The organism is Parageobacillus caldoxylosilyticus, from assembly GCF_019272935.1.
Classification (GTDB): Bacteria; Bacillota; Bacilli; order Bacillales; family Anoxybacillaceae; genus Saccharococcus; species Saccharococcus caldoxylosilyticus.
Window position 1 is genome coordinate 726,794 of record NZ_CP040553.1, and the last position, 21,364, is coordinate 748,157.

Here is a 21,364-nt window from a genome sequence, read left to right on the forward strand (position 1 = left end):
GGCTCGTTCCACTATATGCTTGTACTCCTTATTATAGAACGTTCGAAAATCACTCCTGTGGACCGTCGCTTTTTTTCTCTGCTGCTTCTGTTTGCTTTTGTATTACCGCTTCATCCCATTCGCGCGGCTCTGCCAGTTCGACAATTAAGTAATCTCCTTTTTTAACGATTGCCCCCGGGCGAATATTTTGGCTCACCACATACCCGTTTCCTTTCGTGCTAGTGCGAAGCCCAAGAAGTTCCGCTGCCTTCATGACATCGCGCAGCGACCAGCCGCGGATATTCGGCATCACTGCCTCACCTTCCGTTTTTAACATCACCCGTTCCCCGGCAATGATACGTTCTCCCGCACGCGGTACATGCTTTTCAATTTGTTGTCCTTTTCCAATGACGACCGGGACAAGTCCTTTTTCTTTTAATTTCTGCACGGCCTCTTCGGTCGAAAAACCGGCATAGGAGCCAATTTCAATCCCTGTTGATGGCTTTTTCGCGGCCTTTCTTTCCGCCGAAGGCTGAATGTGCAAATATTGCAGACTGCTTTTCATCACGCTCGTAAAAATATGAGAAACCGGAGCAGCGCCTGTTTCCGTGTACGATAATTTCGGCTGCTGGACGGCCACATACATAAGGAGGCGAGGATTTTCTTTCGGAGCCATTCCTAAAAAAGAAAAAATATAATTTTCCCAGCCTGTTAAATAGCCCCCATTCAGTGATGGAATTTGCGCCGTTCCCGTTTTTCCGGCCACCCGGTAGCCTTCAATTTGATATGGACGTCCCGTTCCATGTTCGGAAGTAACGACCGTTTCCAATATATCCAAAACTTTATGCGCCGTATCTTCCGTAATCGGTTGACCGACGACTTCCGGCTCGTGTTTCATGATAACTTTTCCTGTATCTGGATCGACAACACGGTCGACCACATACGGCTTCATCATTTTTCCGCCGTTAGCGATCGCGGTAGCCGCCTGAATTTGCTGAATTGGCGTTACCGACGTCCCTTGTCCGAACCCGGTCGTAATCCGTTCGATCGGATAGCGATAATGAATTTGTCCTACCGCTTCGCCCGGAAGATCAATGCCGGTTTTTTGGTCAAAATGAAAACGATGTAAATATTGCAAAAAGCGGTCTTCTCCAAGCTTTTCTTTGACTAAAATCGAAAAAGCGACGTTGGAAGAGCGCTGGACGCCCTCGTTAAATGTAATCGTTCCCCAGCCTACTTTATTATGGTCGCGAATAATATTCGGTCCTACTTTATAGGATCCGGAGCGGTATCGCTCATTGCCGTTATACACTCCTTCATTAATCGCGGCAGCAAGTGTAAAAATTTTCATCGTCGATCCCGGCTCATACGGGTAGGAAATCGCATCATTAAAATAGTTAGTGATATTGCGTTTATTCGGGTCAAAGCTCGGTCTTGTCGCCATCGCCAAAATTTTCCCTGTTTTCGGATCGGCGACAATGGCAATGATTTTTTTCGGCTTATATTGTTTTTCGACCTCATTTATCGCATCTTCCAAAAACGTCTGAATTTTTCCGTCAATCGTTAAATATACATTGGCGCCGTTATCGGGCGGAACGATCTTTTCCTTTGTATTTGGCAGCCGGAATCCGTTTATATCTCCGGCAAAGGAAACGTAGCCAGCTTTTTCATGCAAATACTTATCCAGCTTTTTCTCAAGCCCCATTTTTCCGACTGTTTCATTGTTCTCACTTTTTTGCGCATAGCCAATGACATACGAAGCGAAATTCCCGTTTGGATAAAATCGTTTCGTATCGCGAATAAATCCGATTCCCGGGAGATGGAGCGCCTCGATTTTTTGCTTTAGCTCATAACTAATATTTCGCCCATGGGGGCCAAATTCCACTTGCTTTGCATCTTTCTTTAAAATCCGCTCCACTTCATCGACATCCATGTCTAACAACGGGGCCAGCTTTTTGGCGGTTTTGTGCGGATGAACAACATGTCTTGGATGGTCAGGATCGGTCGTCATCTTTGGATCCAGGACAGCAACAACAGTATACGACGGCACATCCTGAGCCAGCACTTCGCCGTTGCGGTCAAAAATGGTTCCACGTTTTGCTTCGATCTTCCGTTGCTGTTTGTATTTTTCTTCCGCCTTCACCGCCAGCACTTGACCGTCGGCGACTCCCGTTACTTGCAGCTGAACAAAACGGGCAAATAACACAAAAAAGAGCAGACTGAATATGAAAAATAATATAGCTGCTCCTTTATGTGTATTTTTATGCTTTTTCATATCCATCGACCATCATTCCTGTACGACTTTTACATTGTTTTCGTTTAACGAGAGGCCGAGCTCTTTCGCCTTTTGCAAAATGCGTTCATACGTGCTTAACTGTTGCACTTCCACATATAAATCATTGTTTTGTTTTTGCTGTTCTTGAATCGTCTCTTCTAGTTTTTGGATACCTTTGTTCATTTGATAAATTTTCACTTGATTGGACACTATATGTACGGCTGCATACATGACAAACACGCAGAACGAAACAAATAAAAGCTTTTCCCCTAATGTAAAGCGAATGCGCAGCTTTCGTTGCTTTCTTGTATGGGAGCGCGGCGACGGACGGTGCTGCTCGTGAACTTTTACTGCGGTATTGTTCATTTTCTTTCACCCTCCTATAACTGATACGATTTTATCGAATCTTCCATTTCTTGATAGCGAATAGAATCGCTCTTATAGTTTTTCGGCAATGCGCAACTTTGCGGAACGCGCGCGATGGTTTTGTTCCACTTCTTCTTCAGAAGGAACGATCGGCTTTTTCGTAATGATTTTTAGTACGGGGCGGTGCTGATCGGGAATAAGCGGAAGTCCGGGAGGAAGCTGCGGACCTTGGCTTGCTTCTTTAAAAGCCGCTTTACAAATACGGTCTTCTAGCGAGTGAAACGTAATCACACTAATTCTTCCACCGCATTTTAATAAATCAATTGCCTGTGTAATCGCATCTTTAAATGCTTGCAGCTCATCGTTGACGGCAATGCGGATTGCCTGAAAAATTCGTTTCGCAGGATGCCCCCCGCTCCGTCTCGCTGGCGCCGGAATCGCCGCTTTAATGATGTCGACTAGCTCCCCCGTCGTTTCAATTCGCTTTTCTTTGCGCACTTCTTCAATTTTTCGCGCCACTTGTTTTGAAAACTTTTCCTCGCCGTAATGAAAAAAGATATGAACGAGCCTCTCATACGGCCATTGGTTAACGATGTCATACGCCGTTAACGATTGCTCGCGGTTCATCCGCATATCCAATGGCGCATCATAGTGATAGCTAAAGCCGCGTTCCGGCATATCGAGCTGCGGCGAGGACACTCCTAAATCAAATAAAATCCCGTCTACTTCTTCGACCCCGCGCGTCGCCAGTTCTTCTTGCAGAAAACGAAAGTTTCTATGAATAAACGTTACTTGTTTTTCGTAACGTGCTAATCGCTTCTTCGCATGCTCGATGGCCATATCATCTTGATCGAAAGCAAACAACCGGCCTTTTTCCGACAATTGCGAAAGCAAATACTCGCTATGTCCTCCGCCACCAAGCGTGCAGTCGACATAAGTTCCATCTGGTTTAATGCGAAGCCCATCTACTGCTTCTTTTAATAGTACGGTTGTATGTTGAAACACATGTTCACCACCTTTATCTCTTTGGAAAGAATTCGCACCATCGCAGTCTAGCTTGCTAAATTTATTTTTAACAGGTCGATCGTTTATTTATTATACCGCAAAACACAACAAAATTTTAGCTTTTTTTGTAAAAACGCGTCTTCTTCTGTTTGTTTTTGTCGCATTTCAGCACTACACTGAAGATTGCGAACAAATGTTTTTTACTTTTATTTCCACTCTCTTTTTGTATTGTTTAACTATTCATTTTCATAAAAAAAAATCCTGCAGCAAACAGGATTTTTCTTTTCGACTTTTTCTTTGAAAAACAATTATATATATACAATTTTATGCATTCCATTCCAATGGCCGTTCAATTGTAAAAGTTTTTCTACAAAATCAAATCCGTATTTGTTAATGTAATAGAAAATATTCCAAATCCGCTCCTGTGGCGCTCCGTCCGGTCTTAATGACATTTCCACGCGCAAAAATTTTTGCAACTCCGCCTCATATTTACGTATTAACGCCTTCTGCAACGTTTGCTGAAGAAAATCGATTTGTGCCTGCACGAAGGCGGCATTTTTCGTCAGCACCCCCGCTAATCCGCGGTCAATTTCCATGCCGATTTCCCGAAGCGGACGGTGAATCTCTTCGATTTCCTCCTTCGCTTTGGCGAATAGGTCTTCGAGCGGATAGCGGGCCTTTTTAGCCAGCCATTGTTGTTTTACCGCTTCGATCCGCCCTTCAAGCACATCCATAATATCGATGCCAATGTCGGCTAAATCCGTTTGGATGGAGCGCTCGACAATCGTCATCTGGACGCGCGGAACGACTGGCGGCATTTGCAGGCCAAAGACGGAAAATGCTTCTTTGAGCTCGGCCCAATAAGCGATTTCCCCAGGACCGGCCACAAACGCCAGCGTCGGCAGCAAAAACTCTTGCATAAGCGGGCGGGTCACGACATTATTGCTTAAACAGGCGGGCTTTGTTTTGGCCAATTGCATTAACTCTTCTTTCGCCAACATTATGTTCCCTTTTTTGCTGCGAAACATTTCTTTCTGCGGGTCATATTCGAGCAGCCAGCGCTCTCGTCCGTCGTAATAAAATAAATTCGCAGAATGCGCATGAATATCAAGCATCTGTTTATAGCCGAGCCGGCGAAGTTCTTCTTGCTTTTGCAATACCGCAGCCGTTATCTCGCGATGGCGCTCGATCAAAACCGTAAAAAAGCCGCTCTCTAGCGTACGCAGCCCGGCATCGGCCGCGTTCAGCACCACCAAGCCTTCTGAAGCGAACAGACGCAAAACAATCGAAGCGAAAAAGTCAACAAACGTTTGCGATTCCTCTAAACATCGGAATAGAAAATCGAGCAGCTTATTCGTCGTTTCTGTTTCGCCATACGTTTTGACGACACTAGTGACCCATTCATAACCAATTTGACGGTCCAGCGGCACGTCCGCTACCATGCGTTTTTCCTGTGGAGCATGGGGATAAACCACTTTTTTCATTTTTCCGTCTTCGACAACGTACACATGATTGACTTCGGCGATATCATGATCTTCGCCGGCAATCCAAAAAATCGGGACGACCGGCACGCCTAGCTGTCTCTCTTGTTCTTTCGCAAGCGTGATGATCGTAATAATCTTGTAAATAGTATAAAGCGGCCCGGTCAACAGTCCTGCTTGCTGCCCCCGACAACTACTACGCTTTCTCGGTCAAGCAGCTTCTCGATATTCTCCATTGTTTTGGAGCTTGCCTGAAACCGTTTATGATAGGAGCGCAAATATTCAACGAGTTCGCGGCGTAAATAGGCTCTATCTTTTATATCAGAAAGCCGCCTCCAAAACACATCCTCGGCTTTGAGTGAATAAGAAAAACCTTTTTCTGTTGGAAAAACGCCGTTTATGTAATCGGTTGCCAACAATGTAGTAGCCCCCAAAGAAATCTCGCGAACCTCCATGTAAAAACTCCCTTTCTTATGGTCTTATGTATATATTCTTTCATGAGTATAGCACTTCTTTTTCGCAAATGAAAAAACAGTTGCTCATGATGGCCGCATGTTTTTTTATAAGTTGCCAGACACTCTTACGACCATTCCATAAACGAGAAGGCCGGCGTAAAGCGTGAAAAACAATAGGAAGCTGGCCCGCCAAAACAGGCGGAAAATCACGGCAAAATGAAAATCCTCCTTTTTCCGCCAATACCCGATCGCAATCAGCATATGCATCAGTAGCAAAAAAAGAACAATGTACCATAAATACGACTTCCCCGAAAGAATCATAAGCAAGAAGTGAACAGCGACAATAAAAAACAGCGTGGATACGTTTACTGCCGCATAAAACGATTTCCGTTTTCTCTTCCATAGCTTGCGCGCAAAGAAATAGACAAGAAAAAAGGCTAATAGCGGCATGGTGACAAACGTCGCGAGCAGCCATGCCAACAGCTCATCCATGTTTTTCTCCCCCTTCTTCCATCCCCTTGATCGCATAAAATAAAAATTGCGAGAGCGGCAACTCTATGCCAAGTTCGTCCCCTTTTTTTAACACATATCCTAAAATAGCATCTACTTCCGTTTTCCGATGTCGCGCAACGTCCATGTACATCGATGAATAGTTTTCTGCTGTTTTTTGACAAATGTCCACAATATGCTTCCATGCCGCCGCTCCATCTTTAATCGGCAATACTTGCTGCAATTCGGAAAACAATAGCTTCATCATTTCGTAATATGGCGCTACTTGCAGCAGCTTTCCGTTTGGAACGCGCAAAAGCGCTGTCAATGGATTAATGACGGCATTGACGATCAGTTTCTTTACTAGTACTTGCTCCCAGTCGTCGGCAATTTCAAACGGAAAATCAGAAATGCATCTTGCTGCTAGAGGCATGACGTCTTGCAATGTGCCATATAAGCTGGCTAGCACGATTTTGCCAATTCCGGTATGTTCTACCGTACGATCGTCCCGTTTTATCGCACCATGCTCCACTACACCGACAACAACATTTTTTTCGGCAAAAGCAGCTAACTTTTCCACATGTCCCATTCCATTTGGCAAAAAAACAATGGTTTGAACGTGGCGAAACCGTTCTGTGTTGTCAAGGACAGACGACATATCATATTGCTTCACCGTGATAAATACAATATCATCATCAATGGCTGCTTCAGCAAACGGCGCCGCCTGTATGGAAATGCACGTGGTTTCTCCTTTTTTTTCAAGCCGCAATCCCTCATTCTGTAATCGCTTTGCTTGCGGCGAGCGCCTTGTGTACACAGTGACTTTATGTTCTTTACCTAGATATGCGGCGACTAGCAAACCGATCGCTCCGCCGCCGACAATGCCAATTTTCACAACATCCCCCTGCCTTCCAACTAATTCATGTTAGTTAGTCCTATTTTAGCAAACAAGCGCTTCGTACGTTAAGAAAAAAAGCTGACGTTCTCGTCAGCTTTTATGGCTTCTCTGCGTTTTCCGGAACGAGGTTTTGTTCGTGGGCATCTTTTTCGTTTTGGCCCTGCTCTTCTTCCAGTGCGATCATTTTTCGCGCCCGCTCCATAATGGCAAGCAATGTTTTATACTCTGCTTGAATAGTTGATAGTTCTTTTTGCAACGCTTCTTTCTCCGCTTGTAATTTCGTGATCATTTGCTGCAATTGCTCCATATCTTTCTTTAAAGCCCGGTTTTCATCTGCTATTCGTTGCGAGTCGCGCGCTTTTTGCCCGTATGTTTGCAAAAACGCGATTACATCAGACCATGTTAAGTTTTTCTCCAATCTTGCTTCCGCCCTCTTTTGCCCCCCTTCTTCATTCGATGCCGCTGTTTCTTTTTTGCGCTCCTTCCGCTGTCTCTTTGCCAGCTCAATTTCCTCTTTATACTGTTTTCGCACATAGGAATTCCAGCGAAAACCGCACGCAGCTGCCGTGCGCGACAAACGCCGCCCTACTTCCTCAAAAGCTTGAAGCTGCGTGCCGCCTTCACGAATATAGCGCAAAACCACTTCCGCTAACAGCAAATCTTCCTCTTGCGTCCATGCATCCTGACGTACACTTGTCATCTCCTTCCCCCTCCCTAACAGCCACTTTTTTCACTATATGGTATGCGGCTAATAGAAAAGATAGAAGGAGAAAATTATGATTTCTGCAAAAAAGCCTGCACTGCTTTGGCATGTTCTTCCGAGCCCCATAATTCGGCGCACCGGCTAATTTCGGCAAAAAACCTCATGCGGAATTCATCACTTTTCCATTTTTCTACCGCCGCCAGCTTATAGGCGCGCAAGACAGCAACTGATTGCGATACGTACGGGGCGAGCAGTTGTCGACATTCTTCACGCAGATCATTGCCGGGCAGCACCGCATCGATCCATCCATATGCTTGCATTGTCTCCGCCTGAATTCTTTCGGCGCGCAGCAGTATATTCAGCGCTTGCGCGTAAGGGAGCTTTTCAAAAAGCATCGTTGCTCCGCCCCACCCGGTTGTTATTCCTAGCTTTCCTTGAATAAAGCCGATTTTGCTTCCCGATTTCGCGTAGCGAAAGTCGCAGGCCGACGCCAACTCACAGCCGCCGCCCATCGCAGCGCCATTGATCAAGGCAACCGTTGGTTTAGACAGCGTAAGCAACGAATATAAAAGTTCGCCCATCCTTTTTAACATTTGTTTCGCGCCTTCAGCTTGTAAATGTTGAAATTGGCTTAAATCGCCGCCAGAACAAAACGCTTCCTCGCCCGTCCCGGTGATGACGAGCATTTTTGCCTGCCTATCATTTTCCACCAGCTTTATCGTTTCTTTTAATTTGTCCATTACTTCGAAGTTAATAGCATTGCGTTTTTCCGGACGGCAAATCGTAAACCAAACAACCCCATCTCGGTCATGTTCTATGTTCGCTACTGTCATATTCTTTTTCCCCCTTTTAAAAAACAATTGGGCGTTAAGGACGCATTTTCCTGCATTGTCTGTATAAAAAAACAACAAGCACAAGTTTTTGTTTTCTTGTGCTTGTTGCTAATGAAAGATTATTTGTTGACAACTTCTCTTCCTTTGTAAGTTCCGCAAGATTTGCAGACGCGGTGAGCCAATTTCATTTCACCGCAATTTGGGCATTCTACCATGCCTGGCACTTGCAATTTAAAGTGAGTGCGGCGCAGTCTTTTTCTTGTTTTTGATGTTCTTCTAAAAGGTACTGCCATGCTTCCCACCTCCTTATCAGCATGTTGAAGTATCAGCAAAAATCCGGATTCAACCCGGGTGCTTTGCTTATTCCTTATTGTCCTTATCAAAAAACTTCGCTAGGCCGGCCAGACGAGGGTCGATTTTCTGTTTTGCCTGTTCTGCTTCCATCTCTTCCCAGCGATCTTCCTGAATGACTTCCCATCCTTCTCCGGACTGAGGAGCCCCGCCTTGTGCCGTTCCTTCTTCCGCAAACACTTGCAGCGGAATTTCCAAAAGAATAAGTTCTTTAATAATCGGCATCAAATCTACTGTTTCATTTTTTACTAAATGTGTATCTTCATCTGTCGATACGATATCATAATCATTTGTAAAAAACGTTTCCGTCGTTTCAATGGAAAATGGGTACGAAACGTCGACCAACGTCCGCGAACAAGGTAGCACCATCGTCCCCGACACGGACAGATGAAAAGTGAATTTAGTCGAGCCAATATCCGCCTTTCCTTGTACATGCACGGGTGAAATATCGCGGATCAATGTATCGATTTGCTTTAAATCGGAAACATCGACATATTCGTCAATCGGCATTTCCCTATGTTGAAACTGCTGCAGTTGATGAACAGTCCATTTCATAAAAAATCACCTCAAGACAACAAAGAAAATTATACGTTTCGTTTCTTTATTTGTCAATATTTTTTCTTTACAGTATAATTGTTGTCAGTTTCCGTACAATTTATCACCTTGCTCGATAAAATAATGATTAGGGAGAAGGCAAATGAAAGCGGTTGGAATTATTGTCGAGTATAATCCGTTCCATAACGGACATTGGTACCACCTGCAAGAAACAAAAAAACAAACTGGGGCCGATTGCGTCATTGCCGTGATGAGCGGAAATTTTCTGCAGCGTGGGGAGCCGGCGCTCGTATCGAAATGGGCGCGTACGAAAATGGCGCTCGCAGCTGGTGTCGATATCGTGATTGAACTGCCATATGCGTTTGCCGTGCAAGCGGCGGAGCGGTTCGCTAACGGCGCGGTGATGCTCCTTTATGCGTTACATTGCGCGGAAATTTGTTTTGGAAGCGAAAATGGAGATATAACGGCATTTCTTGACGCAGCCAAAACATTTTTGAAGCAAAAAGAGGAACATGACCGTTATGTACAGGAAGCGCTGCAAAAAGGACTCAGTTACCCACAGGCCAACGCGGAAGCCTGGAAACGATTCGGCCTTGCTTCGCTTGACTTAGCAAAACCAAACAATATGCTCGGCTTCGCTTATGTGAAATCGATTTTACAAAACCAACTTCCAATCGTACCGCGTACGATTCGCCGCATCGCTTCCAACTACCATGATGAAACCTTTTCTCATCCATCCATCGCCAGCGCAACCAGCCTGCGGAAGACGCTGCAAGGATCGGCTGGCAGGCTGGAAATGATCGCTCCGTATATACCGGCTGCGACGAAACAAGTATTAAGGCAATATACGGAAACATACGGCACCCTGCATGAATGGGAAGTCTATTTCCCGTTTTTAAAATACCGCATCATGACGGCAGAAGAAGCAGAACTTCGCGAAATCGCCGGCGTCGAAGAAGGAATTGAATACCGCCTGAAGCAAGCAATCGCCACCGCTTCAACGTTTTCTGCGTTGATCGATAAGGTGAAAACAAAGAGATATACATGGACGCGGTTGCAGCGAACATGCACCCATATTTTGACGAATTTTACAAAAGAACAACAAAACCAAGCGGAAGCGCCGACATACATTCGTTTGCTTGGCATGACGGAAAACGGGCGCCGCTACTTGCAGCATGTGAAAAAACATTTATTATTGCCGCTCGTCACGAAAGTGGCAAAATTGAAGAATGACCCGATTTACCGGCAGGAAAAAAAAGCGGCTTCTGCTTATGCCGCTATATTCTCCGAACCGCTTCGCACACAGGTTCTGAAGGAAGAATACGCAACCGCTCCGATTCAACTGTAGCAACCGCCGACAAACCGCGAAACTATTGCATCTGTTTTAAATAGCGGATGGCATCATCAAACGTATCGACCGGGACAATTTTCATCTTTGTCCCAATTTTTTTCGCTGTTTTCACTGCTTCGCGATAGTTTGAATCAGCCGCGCCATGCTCATTAGGAGCAAAGAAAATTTCCGCTCCTTCGCGGTCGGCGGCGACAATTTTTTGTGAGATGCCGCCAATTGGACCGACTTCTCCTTCCATATTAATCGTGCCAGTGCCGGCAATTTTATGTCCTTTCGTAATATCTTCCTTCACTAATTGGTTATAAATTTCCAGAGAAAACATTAACCCGGCCGATGGTCCGCCAATTTGTTCAGAGTCAACGCGGACAGGCGGATTTGTAACGATGTCATAATCAGTTGCGAGCGAAATCCCGATGCCGATTTGTTTCGGCTCATGCGGGAATGGCATTAACGCCAGCGTCGCCTCTCTTTGCTTTTTGCCGCGAACAAATGTAACATGAATTTTATCGCCTTTTTTCTTTGCGCGGATATATTTTACCATCTGGTCCGATGTAGTCATCTTTTTTCCGTTGATTGCCACAATGCGGTCGCCGACTTTTAACTGTCCTTCCGCCGGCATATGCGGCAACACGCTCATCACATATACCCCTTTTGTTTTATAGGAAACAGGCTTGCCGGCTTTTTTATAGGCAACAGCAATCGCCGCTTCCTTTGACTGCTCCATCAGCTGAAGCTGGCGCATCGTGTATTCTTCATCTGTTTCCCCTTCTTGTTTAATTTCCTCAAGCGGATAAAGTTCATAAAACGGACGAGCATGGGCAAGAAGATAGGAGATGGCATTCGCTCTTCCCATTCTCACGGTCGTTAACATAAACGTCCCTGCATCATCATCGCCGTGCTCCACATGAACGAGCGGTTTTAAATCTTGCGCGCTTCCGGGCATCGTCACATAGTAGGGAAGCTTAATAAAAATAGCTAGCAATGCTATGATGACGCCAAAGAAAAACGCCATCGCATATGTTCGTTTCTTCATCAGCGCGAATGCTCCTTCCACTTTTCAATTGCTTGGCGAATTTTTGCTAGATCTTTTTTTGCCTCCTGTTCTCCGGCCGCGATAATCTCTTCAACATGAGTGAATGCGCGGGAACTATATTGCTCCAAACGCGGACGAATCATCACATCCGAGGAAAGCCGCCGATGAGAGACGATTTCGTCCTGCAAAATATCAAGGCTTTGTAAAATAACATCAAATATGGAAGTAATTTCTCCGTTTACATTCAGTGGTGACACATCAACAGCAATGACCATATCCGCGCCCATTTCACGGACAACGGAAACGGGGACACGGTCGACTACCCCTCCATCTACAAGCAGCCGCCCATCGATCTCTGCAGGAACAAAAATACCGGGAATGGAAATGCTGGCCCGTACCGCGCGGGCTACCTCACCTTGACGAAACACCACCTTTTTTCCTGTCTTCAAGTCGGTAGCGACAATTGCTACCGGAATCGCCAGTTCCTCTATTTGTTTTCCTTTAGTGAGAAGCCGGATAAACTCGGTAATTCGTTTTCCAGAAATTAATCCCATTTTCGGGATCGTCAAGTCGATAAAATCATTGCGGCGAAACGATTTTGCGAGCTTATATAAACGATCAAGGCCGAGGCCGCTCGCATACAAGGCAGCGACAAGCGCTCCGATGCTGCTTCCTGCTATATAAGAAATTGGAATGCCCTCCTCTTCCAATACCTTCAGCACACCAAGATGGGCAAATCCTCTTGCTCCTCCTGAACCTAACGCCAATCCAATTTTCGGAAACACTCTGCCTCCCCCTTCCGTATGGCGTTCATGGTCCTATCTTATGGTCTAAAACTTCCCCCTATACTCGTATATTAGATTATATGAGGTTGTACATCGCAATAAAACGTTCAAAGGGGGGAGAGAAATTGTCTTCGGCCGGAGGCAGAACAAATATGAAGCAAAAAGCAAAAACCTTCTTTCTCGCTTCAGCTGTCACTTTATTCGCCTTTTCCTTGATTTGTTATCCACAGCAATCATTAGAAGCGTCGATTCGCGGTTTAAATATGTGGTGGGAAGTGGTATTTCCATCACTATTACCCTTTTTTATTGTTTCCGAATTATTAATCAGCTTTGGCGTGGTGAATTTGCTTGGCGTTTTACTAGAGCCGCTCATGCGCCCTCTTTTTCGCGTTCCCGGCGTCGGTGGCTTCGCCTGGGCGATGGGAATGGCATCGGGATATCCATCAGGGGCAAAATTAACTGCTCGTCTCTATCAGGAAAAACAAATTTCTGCGATCGAAGCAGAACGGCTCGCTTCATTCACCAATTCGTCCAACCCATTATTTATTTTCGGTGCGGTGTCGGTCGGATTTTTTCATAATCCGAATCTTGGTCTTATTTTAGCCGCTTCCCACTATATGGGAAACATCTGTGTAGGCATGATCATGAGGTTTCACGGCAAAGCAGAAGAAAAAGAAAGACCAAAACGGCCGCGTCGCGCGTTTTCCCTTCCTTACGCTTTTCGTGTTCTTCATGAAACGCGCCTAAAAAACGAACAGCCCCTTGGAAAATTGTTAGGAGACGCTGTACGATCCTCCGTCCAAACATTATTAATGATCGGCGGATTTATCATTCTTTTTTCTGTCGTTAATAAACTGCTTTACATGATGCATATTACAGAACATATCGCTCTTATTTTTCAGTATGTCCTTCACTTGTTACAAATGCCCAAAGAACTTAGCATTCCAATGATTTCCGGCCTATTCGAAATTACGCTCGGCAGTCAAATGATCAGCCAAACCGATGAAGCCGAGCTGCTGCAAAAAGCAATCGCAACAAGCTTTGTTCTTGCCTTTGGCGGATTTTCCGTACAGGCGCAAGTCGCAAGCATTCTCGCCGAAGCGAATATCCGCTTCAAACCGTTTTTTATTGCGCGGATGATGCACGGATGCTTTGCCGCTTGCTTTACATATATATTGTGGAAGCCTCTTTATTTGCAAACCGTTGGCAACAACGCAGGGGCCATCCCAGCGTTTTTCGCGGTTCATTCCGCCAGCGGATGGAACAATTACTGGAAGCTGATGCAGCAGTTCGGACCGATTGTGACTATCTCCTTTTTATGCCTTTATATATGGCTTACTGCTGCGGCTATGCCCAAAAAAAAGCAATAGCGCCAAATAAGACGAGGCTGACTTAAAAGAAACGCTCTTTTAAGTCAGCTGTTAATTGCCATCCCCGCTAGAAGCAATAGCAGCAAATTTTCTTTTCAGCGCTTCCTCGACGACAGGCGGAACTAAATCGGAAATATCGCCGTTATATTTTGCTACTTCTTTCACAATGCTCGAACTTAAAAAAGCGTACTGGCTGTTTGTCATCATAAAAAACGTTTCGATGTTTTCATCAAGGACACGGTTCATCGACGTGATTTGCATTTCGTATTCAAAGTCAGAAACAGCCCGCAGCCCACGCAAAATGGCATTGGCGTTTTTGCTGCGCGCATAGTCGACAAGCAGGCCGTGGAACGACTCTACATATACATTAGGAAACGGACGCGTGACCTCCCGCAATAGCTCTATCCGCTCTTCTACGGAAAACAGCGGTTTCTTGGAAGAGTTGTTCAAAACCGCCACATACACTCGATCAAACACTTTTGCGCCCCTTTTAATAATATCTAAATGGCCATATGTAACTGGGTCAAAGCTTCCTGGACAAACTGCAATGCTCGCCATTTTCCTATTCCCCTTTCTCCTCATCCGTATACCGGTAAATCGAAACCGCGGTAATCCCATACGTCTCCTGCTTCCATTTGTACAGGCCTCCTACCTGTTCAGGAAGGTGTATTTCCGCAGCATGTTCGGCAACGACAACACCGTCTTTTTCCAGAAGATGATGCGCATCAATAAAGGAAAGAAGCGATGGCAACTTTTGCTCTTTGTATGGCGGATCAAGAAAAATCACATGAAAGCAAAGCCCGCGTTTGACAATCGCCTTTAACGCCCGTTCAGCATCATTGCGATATATTTCGGCCTGATCTTGCAGTCCGCATGCCGCTACGTTTTTTTTGATCGTTTTCACCGCCTTGGCGTCATAGTCGACAAAAATGACCAGATCGAGCCCACGGCTTAATGCTTCAATTCCAAGACCACCGCTGCCGCCGAATAAGTCAAGGCCAACACCGCCAGAAAAATACGGACCGATCATATTAAATATTGCTTCCTTCACTTTATCCGTCGTTGGTCTTGTCGACATTCCTGGAACCGCTTGCAGATGTCTGCCTTTACATTTTCCGGAAATGACTCTCATCGCTTTTCACCACGTTTTAACTTTGATGCTATTCAACGTTAATCCTATCATAAACTTTATTATAGTAAAACAGGCGAATTTTTCATAGTGGCATGTATAGAAATCAACAAACTGTCCATAATGAGTAATGACAACATCCACGCGGATGTTGTTGCCAACCACGGAGAAGACTTACGTTTCCCCATAAGTTCTTCCTCCGGTTTCTCCTCTCCCTTTTCTTTTCCTTTCGTTTGCTTGTTCCTCCGATGCGCGGAGGAAAGCAAATGTAAAGGACCCCTGCAGACAAAGTGCTGCAGGGCTTTTTTTTTGTTTTGGAAACAAACGCGAAATTTTTATTTGAAATTTTGCTAAACAATGATTAAAGTTATGTATGAACCATATCATAAGGGGGATATCCATGATTCAGCGTTTTATCGAGCTAGGTGAAGGCTATTCGGATATATATGAATTAATAGAGCTGGCCCGAGCAAATCGCCATCGTTTATCCGGGCTTTTTGCTTTTCATACAGTGAAAAACGGAAAACCGGTAACGTCCTGCGTCGTCGTCCTGCATCCGACCGATCCAGGGGATTTCCAGCCGCTTTACATCTGCCGCGAAGGGATTCCTAATCCATCTGTAAAACCAAACAAGCGCTATGAGCTATTTGCCCAGCTGGCAAAAGAGCTGGGAACGGAGATTATTCATTTGGAAGTAAAACCTTCCACCCTTTTCGCAGAATTGGATCTATATTACCAGCATTTAATCGGCATTATGCGAATGAACCGCTTTATCCCTCCCCTCCAATAGGAAAAAGAAGAGAGGCTGACTTAAAGGCCGGATTAGCAGCCTGCCGGGTCAGCCTCTCTTAGTCGGTCGAATATCCTAACGGATAAGAGGAGTCTTTTTCTTTTTCCTCTTTGGATTCAAACTCCAACTTTAAAAATGGGCGGTAAGATGGTTCTACCCGTTTGACAAACGGTAAGGAAGCAAGCTTTTTCATCATTTCATCGACTTGCTCCATATCGCAATATAAAACGACATATTTTAACCGTTTCGAAATATAATGAATGTTGCCGAATTTCCGCAAATGTCTACTATGCTTTAATGAATGAAGCCAAACGATAATTCCTTGTCGTTTTGGAAACATATCACCATTCCCCTTTTTATGCTATATGCGGCAACCGCAGCTTCCTCCCGCTCCGCAGCCGCCGGAACAGCTTGCGGACAAAAAGTACGGGTTTCCCGTTGGGACTTTAATTTGCTCGGATACCGCCTTGCCAATTAAGACACTAATCTCGTCCAGCAGCTCCTGAACCGCGTTTTCCGCTTTTTTAAAAGCGGCAATCGTCTCATGAAAATCAAGCTCGCGCTTTGCTTCACGTACTTCTTTCATCACTTGATAATAATCAGGATGATACTTTCCAAAGCGCTGCACCTCTTCATATCGCTCCTTCGCTTTCGCAAAACGAGCGATAATATCTTGAGCAGCGCGGTCTTGCTTCAGCCGTTGCAAGCAGCGGCGGTATTCTTCCGCCACTTCCGATTGTACAACCATTTTCGCTAATGCTTCTGCTTTATCTAAAATCTCGATGCGCTCGAGAGTTGCAATAATCACGTAATTAGCACCTCCACTGTAATGATACCATGAGAAGAAGGAAAATGAGAAGTGAGGAGGATCAGTTGAACAGGCGGTTAACATAAAAAAAGTCTGACTTCCCCGTCAGACTTCTCTTATGGAATCGTTATGGAAAATTCATGCAACATTCCAGTGATTTTTCCATCATTATAAACGAGTTCAAGCCGGATGACATGTTTTCCGGCCGGTAATCCACGCAACATAAATGCTGCTGTATATACCTCATTGATTTTCTGGCCGTTTAAATAGACGTTAATATGCCCGCCATTTTTCCCTTTTTGGAACGGAAAATTGGCGGCGACGCACTCAATCAATACGTCTTTCCCTTTTACACGATGTTTAACCTGGAACGATTTGCTGACTCCTGTCATCGCGTGTACGACGTTAGGCATATTTGTTTGCGGCGTCGGTTTATCATTCCCGCACGCGCCTAACAAAACTACGAAAAATAAACATAACATCATTATTCGTTGCGGCAAAGACATCACTCCTTTGAGAAATAGTCTTTGCCTTTTTGCAAAAAATTAGTCACGCATCGCCTGAAACATATGCAGCATTAAGGAAGCCATCTGCAAAGAATTAGCAATTTTCTCTACTTTATGCGGAATCGTCTGCTTATAGTAATGCAGCGCTTCTAGCTCAAACGAAGGCAGCTTGTGCGGGTAGCGGGAGAGAAGGCGATACCAACGCGGCTGTTCGCGAATAAACGATTGCAGCATTTTTTTCTGGCGAATATATTGCATTACTTCTTTCCTCATTGGCGCCCCCCTTAATCTTTGCGAAACGAAAATGGATGTTCATCTTTTGCCGCACTTATATGCTGCTTTTCCGGCCCTTGAAATTGAGTAATAATATTTTGGATGGCAGCAATCGCTTGCTGAACGCTCGCCAAATGTTTCTGTACCTCATCTGAGTCCATATTTTGCAATATATTAGAAATTTTCTCAAGCCATTTGCTGCTTCCTTTCTCTTTTTGCTTCGCCGGTGACTGCTCTTGTTTATACGGTTCCCACATTTCATCGTCCTCGCCAAATAAATACCAATCTTCGTAAAACTCTTTCCACGTCTTTTTTCCGCTGCGTACTTCCTGAATAATTTTCGGATGTTTTTTTACAAACTGCTTAAACTTTTCCACCGAAGGATGTAGATGTTTGGCCATCGAATACCTACTCCCCCTTTATCCACTCATGCCTATCTACCATATACTATCGCATATATTGGATTGACGTGCGCCCATTTTTTCTACCATGATGGAAAAGTCATCATTCCTTTTGTTCCCACGCCTTTAAAAAGTCTTGCGTATAATAATCACCGGAAACGCCAACGCCAAGATCAGTAAATTGCTCGTTTAATAGTGTTTCGCGATGACTTTTGCTGTTCAGCCACTCCTCTACTGCTTCAATGCCGTCCACCTGATGCGCGGCAATATTTTCCCCAGCCATTTGAAATTTTATATTTGCCGTCAATAGTCGATCTTGCAGATCTCCGTGCTTTGGCGATTCATGAGAGAAAAAATGGTGGTCTTGCATATCTTTGCTATGCATGTAAGCGGCGATTGCCGCTTTCTCATGCCAGCGGACCGGATCTACGCGATGGCGGTGCCGGATGACATTCGTAATATCAAAAATTTGCCTTGCGTTCGCCAATTCGACTTCCCGCTGCTTTTTTGCGGATAAAGGAGCGGGATTGGGCAAGATGCCGCGGTATACAAGCTCATACGGCCGCATTTTTACAAATGTTTCCTTTGTCATTAGACGAATGCTTGAAACCTTTCCCGTAAAACGATCGACATATAATTGCGCATAGACATCGCCGATTTTGACAATCGGCCGAGAGGCATAATCCTGTTCCGATAACTCGAAGCGGTATGTTCCCGTGCTTAATTTTATTTCCACATTGGACAAAACAGGCATCATCTTAAATAATTCCGAAAGTGGTTGACCAATGTAAAACGGTTTTGCATTTACATGTTCTCCGCATACAAATGCCGTAACAACCTTTCCGTCCATCATCCCTATTTGGAAGTATTCGCTCGCCTTTCGATTATAAATCCACCATTCATAGTCATAGGCAGAAGCGTCGATTCTGGTTGGCGTGCCAAACTTCTTTTTTACATCTTTTTCTGTTTTTCCAATCAGCGAAACAATGCCGCTTTCGACCTTCGGCTCTTTTACGATATGTTTGTTCGATTCTTCTTGCGGCGGGCTAAGTGGAGAGGGGCTTGGTGCAAAATAATAAAATCCAATTAATAATAACAAAACAAGGAAAAACCATTTCACATGGCAACTCTCGCTTTCCGAAAAAGATATCCTATTGTCATTATAGCCTTTTTCCCACCGCAAAAAAACGCAAAAAGAAAACGAATCCCCCGCTCTTTCAGGGGAATTCGCCTATACAAACTAATTGCATTTTAATGAAGAAAATCCCGTTCCGAAATTTCGGTTAATGCCCGACCGGCGCTTTCATCGGAATAACGGTTTGTGGCAAGGTCGCCAAGGGAAACGATCCCTACAAGCCGGCCGTTTTCCACCACCGGAAGACGGCGGATTTGATGACGCGCCATTTGCTCTGCCGCTTCTTGTACAGAAGCATCAGGAGTTACTGTAATTAATTGATCGCTCATTACTTCCGTCACTTGGGTAGAACCTGGTCGCTTTTCAGCGATTCCGCGCACGACTAAATCACGGTCTGTAATCATTCCGATCAATCGTCCATGATCAACGACCGGAATCGCTCCAACGTTTAAATCACGCATTTTTACTGCTACTTCGTATACGTTATCGACAGGTGTGCAATATTCCACATTGGTTGTCATCACATCACGCACTGTTTGCATGATCCTTCTCTCCTTAATATTTAGTTAGCTATTTCCCAATGAACATTTGTGTTCAATAATGGCCTTATGAACCGCCTTTTGCATAACCGACTCCAATATGAGTAAAATTTTTGTTTAAAATATTGGCACGATGGCCTGGGCTATTCATCCATGCGTTGACTACTTCTTGCGGAGTGCGCTGACCTGCAGCAATATTTTCTCCAGCTGTACAGTAACGAATTCCAAAATTTTTCATCACCGTAAATGGTGATCCATGCTTGGCGTGCCGGCTCCCCATTTCCTGCAATGAATAATAAAACAAACATGAGTTTTTCATGGCTTACGCCGCCACCTTTTCGCTTTTAGTCTCACCAAATTTTAAAAAAATAACAAATAAAATTTATTTCAAATGGCAAAATGCCGCAAAATAGTAAACAATTCATTGAAAATCCAACCACTTTCATACTATTATAAATGAAGGAATATCTTCTTTTTCGCGTACTAGCATATCGTGTTGTTAGGAGGAATAGAGATGAAATTTGAAAATACTGGAATTGAAAATCAAACCGTCGAGCTTTCCCGCTTAGATGACGTAATGGAACGATTTGGATTCGTTAGAGCCGCCCAATGGGACTATGAAAGAGTTACATACGACCGCAAATTCCAAATCAAGGGAGATATTTTTTATCTGCGCGTGCAAGGATATGCAGTCGAGGGAGACGTCGATTCCCGCTATGCCTTGATCAAATTGCTTACTCCTATTTTAGGCAAATATTATTATCCGCACGGCGTCGAATACGGGGAGGATGAACATTTCCCTTCTTCCCTTGTCAATCAATGTCAAACGATTTTAGCGCAAGTAAAAGAAGAGCTTGACAAAATTCAAGACTAAATGGCTAGTTTCCAGGAAGAAAAACTGTTGCCACGAAATTAGCCCATATCAATATAAAAACGCATGAGCGATTTCTCATGCGTTTTTATATCGCCAAGCGTTTCACCACTACATGTACTGCATTCACGGTAAAAGGAGTCATAAATGCGATTTCCTCTGCAATATGCTTTTGTATTTGCTGGCACAATAAAAGAAGCGGTCCTTCCTGCTTCATCACTAATGATACTGTAACCGTGCAGCGGCCATCATCGGTAACAACGACATGCACTTCACAATCATCAGCGATGATTTCATTTCGGCCTTGCAGACACATCATCACAATCGTGTACAGCGTAGCTTGTGCGGCACTCCATTTGCGGAGGCGGGCGGCAACCGTTTTCATCCCTATCTCCCTCCTGCTTTCTCGCCTCACACCAATCATCGGATGTTTTATAAATAAAATATATGCCGTTTTTCCTCAAGCTGCCACTATGAAGAAAAAACCCGACAAAACGGCTGCCGGGTTTAAAAACCTAAAATCGCCTTAATCATCGACGTCGTTTCCCCACCTTTATAAAATACGTAAAGAAGCAAATAAACAACAACACCGGTTATAGCTGTAAAAAACCATATGACACTGGTAACCGGCCCAAGCCGTCTATGACGGGTCCGTACATCTTTTAAGCCCGTCCAAAGTGTGACAATGCCAAAAATTGCTCCAGCCATAGCCAAAATAATATGAAACACAAGAAAGATCGTATAATACACTTTCACATTGTCAGGACCGCCAAAACTCGTGTTCCCAATAAAAATCGTTCGCGATAAATAAATAATAAAAAACAATAAAGCGAACATCGCTGCAGTTAACATTACCTTTTTATGGGCATCAATGTTTCTCCTCCGTATTAAATACCATCCATACGCTACTAATGCTGCACTAATGACAATACAGCCCGTGCTGATCGTCGGCAAAATCGGCATTTTGTTTCCCCTTTCACGTT

26 protein-coding genes and 2 pseudogenes are annotated in these 21,364 nt (G+C 44.5%); 4 read left to right on the top strand and 24 right to left on the bottom strand.

Annotation, left to right across the window (positions count from 1 at the left end; translation table 11 throughout):
• Positions 1-49: 49 nt before the first annotated feature.
• The 10 genes and pseudogenes from BV455_RS03650 to BV455_RS03695 form a co-directional block, all read right to left on the bottom strand.
• Positions 50-2,260, bottom strand: coding sequence for a penicillin-binding protein (locus BV455_RS03650; RefSeq protein WP_061580231.1), 2,211 nt, complete (start codon positions 2,258-2,260; stop codon positions 50-52).
• A gap of 6 nt (positions 2,261-2,266) precedes the next feature.
• On the bottom strand, positions 2,267-2,620 hold the full coding sequence (gene ftsL / locus BV455_RS03655) for a cell division protein FtsL (protein ID WP_061580232.1): 354 nt from the start codon (positions 2,618-2,620) through the stop codon (positions 2,267-2,269).
• Positions 2,621-2,692: 72 nt separating this feature from the next.
• Positions 2,693-3,625: a 16S rRNA (cytosine(1402)-N(4))-methyltransferase RsmH gene (rsmH, locus tag BV455_RS03660; RefSeq protein ID WP_061580233.1), complete on the bottom strand. Its 933-nt coding sequence runs from the start codon at positions 3,623-3,625 to the stop codon at positions 2,693-2,695.
• A 308-nt stretch (positions 3,626-3,933) separates the two neighbouring features.
• Positions 3,934-5,561, bottom strand: a pseudogene (gene bshC / locus BV455_RS03665) (bacillithiol biosynthesis cysteine-adding enzyme BshC).
• A gap of 105 nt (positions 5,562-5,666) precedes the next feature.
• Positions 5,667-6,053 carry a DUF3397 domain-containing protein gene (locus BV455_RS03670; protein ID WP_017434692.1) on the bottom strand — a complete coding sequence of 129 codons (387 nt, stop codon included), beginning with the start codon at positions 6,051-6,053 and terminating at the stop codon, positions 5,667-5,669.
• Complete coding sequence (locus tag BV455_RS03675; protein WP_017434691.1) at positions 6,046-6,945, bottom strand: 2-dehydropantoate 2-reductase; 900 nt, start codon at positions 6,943-6,945, stop codon at positions 6,046-6,048. The genes BV455_RS03670 and BV455_RS03675 overlap by 8 nt, the downstream gene beginning before the upstream one ends.
• A 100-nt stretch (positions 6,946-7,045) precedes the next feature.
• Positions 7,046-7,648: an RsfA family transcriptional regulator gene (locus tag BV455_RS03680; RefSeq protein ID WP_017434690.1), complete on the bottom strand. Its 603-nt coding sequence runs from the start codon at positions 7,646-7,648 to the stop codon at positions 7,046-7,048.
• 74 nt (positions 7,649-7,722) lie between these two features.
• Positions 7,723-8,484 (bottom strand): enoyl-CoA hydratase/isomerase family protein, encoded by a 762-nt coding sequence (locus BV455_RS03685; RefSeq protein ID WP_017434689.1) that lies wholly within the window; start codon positions 8,482-8,484, stop codon positions 7,723-7,725.
• 119 nt (positions 8,485-8,603) lie between these two features.
• A complete protein-coding gene (gene rpmF / locus BV455_RS03690; protein ID WP_003251950.1) occupies positions 8,604-8,777 on the bottom strand; it encodes a 50S ribosomal protein L32 in 174 nt (57 codons plus the stop codon).
• A 67-nt stretch (positions 8,778-8,844) separates the two neighbouring features.
• A complete protein-coding gene (locus BV455_RS03695) occupies positions 8,845-9,390 on the bottom strand; it encodes a YceD family protein (RefSeq protein ID WP_081160330.1) in 546 nt (181 codons plus the stop codon).
• Between the two features lie 142 nt (positions 9,391-9,532).
• Here BV455_RS03695 and BV455_RS03700 point away from each other — a divergent pair, with 142 nt between their 5' ends.
• On the top strand, positions 9,533-10,738 hold the full coding sequence (locus BV455_RS03700; RefSeq protein ID WP_042407254.1) for a nucleotidyltransferase: 1,206 nt from the start codon (positions 9,533-9,535) through the stop codon (positions 10,736-10,738).
• 22 nt (positions 10,739-10,760) lie between these two features.
• Here the strand turns inward: BV455_RS03700 and BV455_RS03705 are convergent, their stop codons facing one another.
• The gene (locus BV455_RS03705; RefSeq protein ID WP_017434686.1) at positions 10,761-11,774 is read right to left on the bottom strand and encodes a SepM family pheromone-processing serine protease; all 1,014 of its coding nucleotides are present in this window, start codon (positions 11,772-11,774) and stop codon (positions 10,761-10,763) included.
• Positions 11,774-12,559 (bottom strand): patatin-like phospholipase family protein, encoded by a 786-nt coding sequence (locus BV455_RS03710; protein ID WP_017434685.1) that lies wholly within the window; start codon positions 12,557-12,559, stop codon positions 11,774-11,776. The genes BV455_RS03705 and BV455_RS03710 overlap by 1 nt, the downstream gene beginning before the upstream one ends.
• A 152-nt stretch (positions 12,560-12,711) precedes the next feature.
• Here BV455_RS03710 and ylbJ point away from each other — a divergent pair, with 152 nt between their 5' ends.
• Positions 12,712-13,929, top strand: a complete 1,218-nt coding sequence (gene ylbJ / locus BV455_RS03715; RefSeq protein ID WP_026078424.1) for a sporulation integral membrane protein YlbJ — start codon at positions 12,712-12,714, stop codon at positions 13,927-13,929.
• Positions 13,930-13,980: 51 nt separating this feature from the next.
• Here the strand turns inward: ylbJ and coaD are convergent, their stop codons facing one another.
• Together coaD and rsmD are read right to left on the bottom strand one after the other, a co-directional pair.
• Positions 13,981-14,487: a pantetheine-phosphate adenylyltransferase gene (coaD, locus tag BV455_RS03720; protein ID WP_081160325.1), complete on the bottom strand. Its 507-nt coding sequence runs from the start codon at positions 14,485-14,487 to the stop codon at positions 13,981-13,983.
• A gap of 4 nt (positions 14,488-14,491) precedes the next feature.
• Positions 14,492-15,061 (bottom strand): 16S rRNA (guanine(966)-N(2))-methyltransferase RsmD, encoded by a 570-nt coding sequence (rsmD, locus tag BV455_RS03725; RefSeq protein ID WP_017434682.1) that lies wholly within the window; start codon positions 15,059-15,061, stop codon positions 14,492-14,494.
• Between the two features lie 397 nt (positions 15,062-15,458).
• Here rsmD and BV455_RS03730 point away from each other — a divergent pair, with 397 nt between their 5' ends.
• Positions 15,459-15,848 carry a DUF7147 family protein gene (locus BV455_RS03730; protein WP_017434680.1) on the top strand — a complete coding sequence of 130 codons (390 nt, stop codon included), beginning with the start codon at positions 15,459-15,461 and terminating at the stop codon, positions 15,846-15,848.
• A gap of 58 nt (positions 15,849-15,906) precedes the next feature.
• On the opposite strand, the gene BV455_RS03735 is transcribed toward BV455_RS03730, so the two are convergent.
• The 8 genes and pseudogenes from BV455_RS03735 to BV455_RS03770 all read right to left on the bottom strand — a co-directional run.
• Positions 15,907-16,188, bottom strand: coding sequence for a YlbG family protein (locus BV455_RS03735; RefSeq protein ID WP_017434679.1), 282 nt, complete (start codon positions 16,186-16,188; stop codon positions 15,907-15,909).
• A 21-nt stretch (positions 16,189-16,209) separates the two neighbouring features.
• Entirely contained in the window at positions 16,210-16,656 is a 447-nt protein-coding gene (locus BV455_RS03740) for a YlbF/YmcA family competence regulator (protein WP_042407271.1), read from the bottom strand.
• Between the two features lie 116 nt (positions 16,657-16,772).
• Complete coding sequence (locus BV455_RS03745) at positions 16,773-17,162, bottom strand: hypothetical protein (RefSeq protein ID WP_042407273.1); 390 nt, start codon at positions 17,160-17,162, stop codon at positions 16,773-16,775.
• A 39-nt stretch (positions 17,163-17,201) separates the two neighbouring features.
• Positions 17,202-17,435 (bottom strand): YlbE-like family protein, encoded by a 234-nt coding sequence (locus tag BV455_RS03750; protein ID WP_017434676.1) that lies wholly within the window; start codon positions 17,433-17,435, stop codon positions 17,202-17,204.
• An 11-nt stretch (positions 17,436-17,446) separates the two neighbouring features.
• On the bottom strand, positions 17,447-17,836 hold the full coding sequence (locus tag BV455_RS03755; RefSeq protein WP_042407274.1) for a YlbD family protein: 390 nt from the start codon (positions 17,834-17,836) through the stop codon (positions 17,447-17,449).
• Positions 17,837-17,939: 103 nt separating this feature from the next.
• A complete protein-coding gene (locus BV455_RS03760) occupies positions 17,940-18,956 on the bottom strand; it encodes a CAP domain-containing protein (RefSeq protein WP_218687761.1) in 1,017 nt (338 codons plus the stop codon).
• A 131-nt stretch (positions 18,957-19,087) separates the two neighbouring features.
• Entirely contained in the window at positions 19,088-19,513 is a 426-nt protein-coding gene (locus BV455_RS03765; protein ID WP_017434672.1) for a CBS domain-containing protein, read from the bottom strand.
• A 64-nt stretch (positions 19,514-19,577) separates the two neighbouring features.
• Positions 19,578-19,769, bottom strand: a pseudogene (locus BV455_RS03770) (CAP domain-containing protein); the annotation flags it as partial.
• 255 nt (positions 19,770-20,024) lie between these two features.
• Between BV455_RS03770 and BV455_RS03775 the strand changes: the two are divergent.
• Positions 20,025-20,384 carry a YugN family protein gene (locus BV455_RS03775; protein ID WP_017434670.1) on the top strand — a complete coding sequence of 120 codons (360 nt, stop codon included), beginning with the start codon at positions 20,025-20,027 and terminating at the stop codon, positions 20,382-20,384.
• An 85-nt stretch (positions 20,385-20,469) separates the two neighbouring features.
• On the opposite strand, the gene BV455_RS03780 is transcribed toward BV455_RS03775, so the two are convergent.
• Both BV455_RS03780 and BV455_RS03785 read right to left on the bottom strand, forming a co-directional pair.
• Entirely contained in the window at positions 20,470-20,766 is a 297-nt protein-coding gene (locus BV455_RS03780; protein WP_042407277.1) for an Asp23/Gls24 family envelope stress response protein, read from the bottom strand.
• Between the two features lie 122 nt (positions 20,767-20,888).
• A complete protein-coding gene (locus BV455_RS03785; protein WP_042407279.1) occupies positions 20,889-21,344 on the bottom strand; it encodes a DUF420 domain-containing protein in 456 nt (151 codons plus the stop codon).
• Positions 21,345-21,364: the final 20 nt, after the last annotated feature.